Below are 4,461 nucleotides of genomic sequence, written 5' to 3' on the forward strand. Positions count from 1 at the left end.
GCCCAAGAAGACAGAGCCCAAGAAGAAGAAGGAGCCCGAGAAGACCCCCAACTCTATCAACATCATCAACGAGGAACCCAAGAAGACGGAGCCCAAGAAGCAGGAGGTTGTGTCCGATGCTGAAATAACAAAGAATTCTCCGTTCTATTCCATTCAGTGCAGGATAAACAATATCATCACCGACAAGCCCCCGAAAACTCAGAAGATGTTTGAGACACTGCGCGATCATATGATTTTGAATCTTGCCGAGATCGTTACAAAAACTGTGTTCTCCGCTATGGAGTCAAAAGAGCTGAACAAAGCTGAGTTCTTCAGTCAGTATCCCGAAAGCGACGCGAATATCGAAGAAACAATGATGTTGAAACAGATATTCAACAGCGAGCCTATGCAGTCGCTCGAAAAAGAGATCACGTCGTGGGAGGAGCTCGTAAAGCTCGGCAAGAGCGCACTCTCGGAGAATGCTCAGCCGTTCCTGATGAACTACGGGATAAGAAATCATAAGTCATTTGAAAACAACAAAAACAAGTCTGCCGAAAATACGACCCAGAAACGTGTCAAGACCACCGAAAAGGAAACGAACGGTCCAACGCTGAAACCTACAAACATCAAGAAATGATAATTTGATAAGGGAGGTATCATTGCTATGAGAACTAAAAGTATTGCTTTGAAGACCGCTGCATTTATCGCTGCCGCTGCATTGACATCGGGAGCTGCCGCTCCTGTGAGCGGAACGTTCGCACCGTCTCCTGCCACGGCTTATGCCGATGACTATTCCGAGGTGAAACAGGACGGTCTGACTATCCTTAAATATTCGGACCACGCCGAAATATCAGGCTGCGATATGTCGGCGACTTCGGTGGAGATACCTGCCTCGGTCGACGGTGTACCCGTTACGGTCATTCAGATGAACGCATTCCAGCCGACTGAAATAACCGAAATCACTATACCCGATTCCGTAAAAGAGATAGGCAAATATGCATTCTCGGGAAATAAGAAGCTTAAATCCGTTACTATCTCCGACAGTATCGAGAAGATAGGTTTGCGCGCTTTCGAGCAGTGCCCCAAGCTTGAGACCGTCGAGCTACCCGACAAAGTGTTCGATATGGGAGCAAAGGCGTTCAGCGAAACTCCGTGGCTCGAGGCGCACCGCGACAGCAATTCGCTGGTCATAGTCAGCGGTATGCTGCTCGATGCCGAGGGTGCAGAGGGAGATATCGTCATCCCCTCCGACGTCAAGTACATTTCTCCGAGCGCTTTCCAGAGAAATCCCAAGCTCACATCCGTCGTTGTTCCTTCGGGCGTGACAAAGCTCAACGACAACGTTTTCGCGCTCTGCGGAGCTCTGAAGTCTGTCGAGCTCAAGGGCGTCGAGTCTATCGACTGCATGGCTTTCTACGATACCCCGCAGCTCACCGAGCTCAAGCTCTCGGGCAAGCTCAAAAGCATCGACAGTATGGCGTTCATGGATACGACCTGCGCTTCAACGATAACCTTCTACGGCAGCAAGGAGACATGGGATAAGGTGCAGAAGCCCGAGGACGACGCTTACCTCAAGAATGCCACTTACATCTTCGACGAGAACCATGCCGACGCCCCCGATGACCCCAAGCCTTCACTCCTCGGCGACGCTAACCTCGACGGCAAGGTCACTATCGCTGACGGAACTGCAATCCTCCAGTCTATCGCAAATCAGGACAAGTATGCCCTCAATGACGAGGCTAAGCTCAACGCCGACTGCTGCAATCCAGGTGACGGCGTTACGGCGGCAGATGCACTCACTATCAAGAAGCTCGACGCGGGCGTCATAAAGACTCTGCCCGAGCTTACCCAATAAAGCCTGTACAGACTATACAGCCACAGAGCGGCTAATGCCTCTCTGCGGCTGTTTTTTTGATAGTATTGCAGTATGTACGCAAGTGTGGTATAATGGAGGCAGATATAGTTTTATGGAGTGTGATACGATATGGACTTGATACCTACCCTGCTGTCTCTTATCGGTCTGGCGGGTCTTATCGCGACCATGGTCTGGGTGCTCGTGCGCGGCAACAACAACCGCGTTACCAAGCTCTTCGTCATTTGTCAGACTTCGGTAATAATCTGGCTGATATCTCAGCTTCTGAAACTGTTCTCGGCAAACACCGAGCAGTTCTGGATAAGCTTCGTCGTTGGAAACGTCGGGATAAGTATGTTCGCGCCGTCGTGGCTGATGTTCGCGGCTGAGTATTCCGACTACCGTAATTACCTGCGCAAGCCATGCCGTGTGCTGCCCGCTATTTCGGTCATTTTCTTCCTATGCGTCATAACCAACCCCCTGCACCATAACTACTACAGCGTTTTCGAGTACAGGAACATCGTCTGCGGACGTATCTACTACCTCTCGCAGATAGTTTACTATGTGCTGATATTCGCAGGCATCTGCCTGATGTTTATCAAGCACTCGCAGAGCAGCCGCCGCATGACGAGCCAGTCTGTGCTTATTGCCGTGGCGATAGCTGTCCCGCTGTGTATCAACACGCTGTCCGTTGTGAAGATAATCAGGACGGAGATAGAGCTTACTCCGCTGTTCTTCGCATTTTCAGTCGTAATGGTGCTCATAGCCATCAGCCGATACGGTCTGCTGAATGTCAACCGTATCGCTATCAACGACACTATAGACAGCATTGACAGCGCTGTTATCGTCTTCGACGCCGACGACATCATGACATACAAGAACAAATACGCGGAAACCCTCATCTCCACTGCCACGGGAGCTTCGCTCGACGAGGTAATCTCCGCTGTAAAGGCGAAAACGGGAACCGAGCTCAACAAGAATTTGACCTCCTGCGAGCTGTCGTTCGACGGTGCTTATTACAATATCAGGCAGAATTTCTGTACCAACAAAAAGGGCGAACGTATTGCAAGCATCATCATCGTCAATAATGTCTCCGAGTATTACGAGCTCCTCAATACCGAGAAAAAACTCTCGCTCGAACAGGAACGCAACCGCATTGCTCAGGAGATACACGATTCTGCGGGTCATACCTTCACGATGATAAGCTCGCTCTCGCGAATCATCGACTCCGAGCTCGCGGGCAGGGATATACCCGCCGAAACCGTCGGTTATGTCCGTGAGATAGACGGGCTGTCAAGAAGCGGTGTCACTCAGCTGAGATGCTCAATAAACAATCTGCGCTCCGACGAATTCATGACATCGGTCACAAGGGCGATAAATACGGTGACGTCGGCTGTGCGCGGAGTGGATATCGACGTGTGTACCCAGGGCGAGGAGGACGAGAGCTTCGCATTCTGCATAAAGGCTGTCTACGACAACACCCGTGAAACAATAACCAATGCTATGCGCTATTCGGGCGCGGACAGGATAGACGTTATCGTGAAGTTCCGCCCCGATATGCTCGAGCTCTATATCTTCGACAACGGACACGGCTGTCACTCCATAAGCGAGAACAACGGTCTGCGCGGTATTCGCGAGCGGACTGAGGCTCTCGGCGGAACAGTCAAGTTCTCTTCCGTAGAGGGCGAGGGATTCACTACCATTATAAAGATACCAAAAAAATAAGCAATACAGGCATATGCAGGCAACAGCCCGCTATGCCTGTTTTTCTTGACGGGACAGCTTGAAAAATCCCGCGGGAAATGCTATAATATCATCATCATCAAATGAAAGGATACCCGCTATGCCTAAGCAATTCTGGAAGGGCAGCGCTCTGCTCGCGCCCGTACCCGCCGCGCTCGTCACCTGCGGCACTCCCGACAAGCCCAATGTCCTCACTATCGGCTGGACAGGCATCGTCTGCACCCGTCCGCCCATGACCTATATCTCCGTCCGTCCCGAGCGCTATTCCCACGACATCATCCGCGATTCGGGCGAGTTCGTCATCAACCTCACGACCTCCGCTATGGTCAGGGCGACCGACTTCTGCGGTGTCAGGAGCGGCAGAGATATCGACAAATTCGATGCCTGCGGACTGCACGTTCTGCCTGCACATGAAGTCAGTGCGCCCATTATCGAAGAATCCCCCGTCTGCCTCGAATGCCGCGTCACCGAGAGCAAACTCCTCGGCTCGCATACCATGTTCCTCGCGGAGATAGTCGGTATTGACGCCGATGAACGCTATATCGACAGCAAGGGCAAGCTCAACCTGCAGCAGTGCGGGCTCGCTGCCTATGCGCACGGCGAATATTTCGCCCTCGGACGCAAGCTCGGAGACTTCGGATTCTCCGTCAGGAAAAAGAAAAAGAAGAAATAAAAAGCATGGGACGTCGAGGACGCCGTCCCCTACAGTGCGTTGCCATGAGTTTATGCGTGAAAATGCGGGCGCATGGTGTTGATTTGTGCGGTTCGATTATCGGCGGTCGGCGGGACGCTGCCCCTACAGGTTGCAGCCGTGGGGCGGTAGGTAAGACACGCGGCGATAAACCCATGGTCTGTACAGGTTAGCAAGTTTACGAGCGACCGCGTGA

At 52.0% G+C, this 4,461-nt stretch carries 4 protein-coding genes; all 4 read left to right on the plus strand.

The window, feature by feature from the left end; all coding sequences use genetic code 11:
- On the plus strand, positions 1-616 hold a 616-nt coding region (locus BMX22_RS16650; RefSeq protein WP_177173047.1), incomplete at its 5' end, for a hypothetical protein.
- Positions 617-643: 27 nt separating this feature from the next.
- Positions 644-1,834, plus strand: coding sequence for a leucine-rich repeat protein (locus tag BMX22_RS15155; protein ID WP_074743440.1), 1,191 nt, complete (start codon positions 644-646; stop codon positions 1,832-1,834).
- A 129-nt stretch (positions 1,835-1,963) separates the two neighbouring features.
- On the plus strand, positions 1,964-3,556 hold the full coding sequence (locus tag BMX22_RS15160) for a histidine kinase N-terminal 7TM domain-containing protein (RefSeq protein WP_074743442.1): 1,593 nt from the start codon (positions 1,964-1,966) through the stop codon (positions 3,554-3,556).
- 118 nt (positions 3,557-3,674) lie between these two features.
- Positions 3,675-4,247: a flavin reductase family protein gene (locus tag BMX22_RS15165; RefSeq protein WP_074743444.1), complete on the plus strand. Its 573-nt coding sequence runs from the start codon at positions 3,675-3,677 to the stop codon at positions 4,245-4,247.
- Positions 4,248-4,461: the final 214 nt, after the last annotated feature.

This window comes from Ruminococcus sp. YRD2003 (assembly GCA_900109435.1).
GTDB lineage: Bacteria > Bacillota > Clostridia > Oscillospirales > Ruminococcaceae > Ruminococcus > Ruminococcus flavefaciens_G.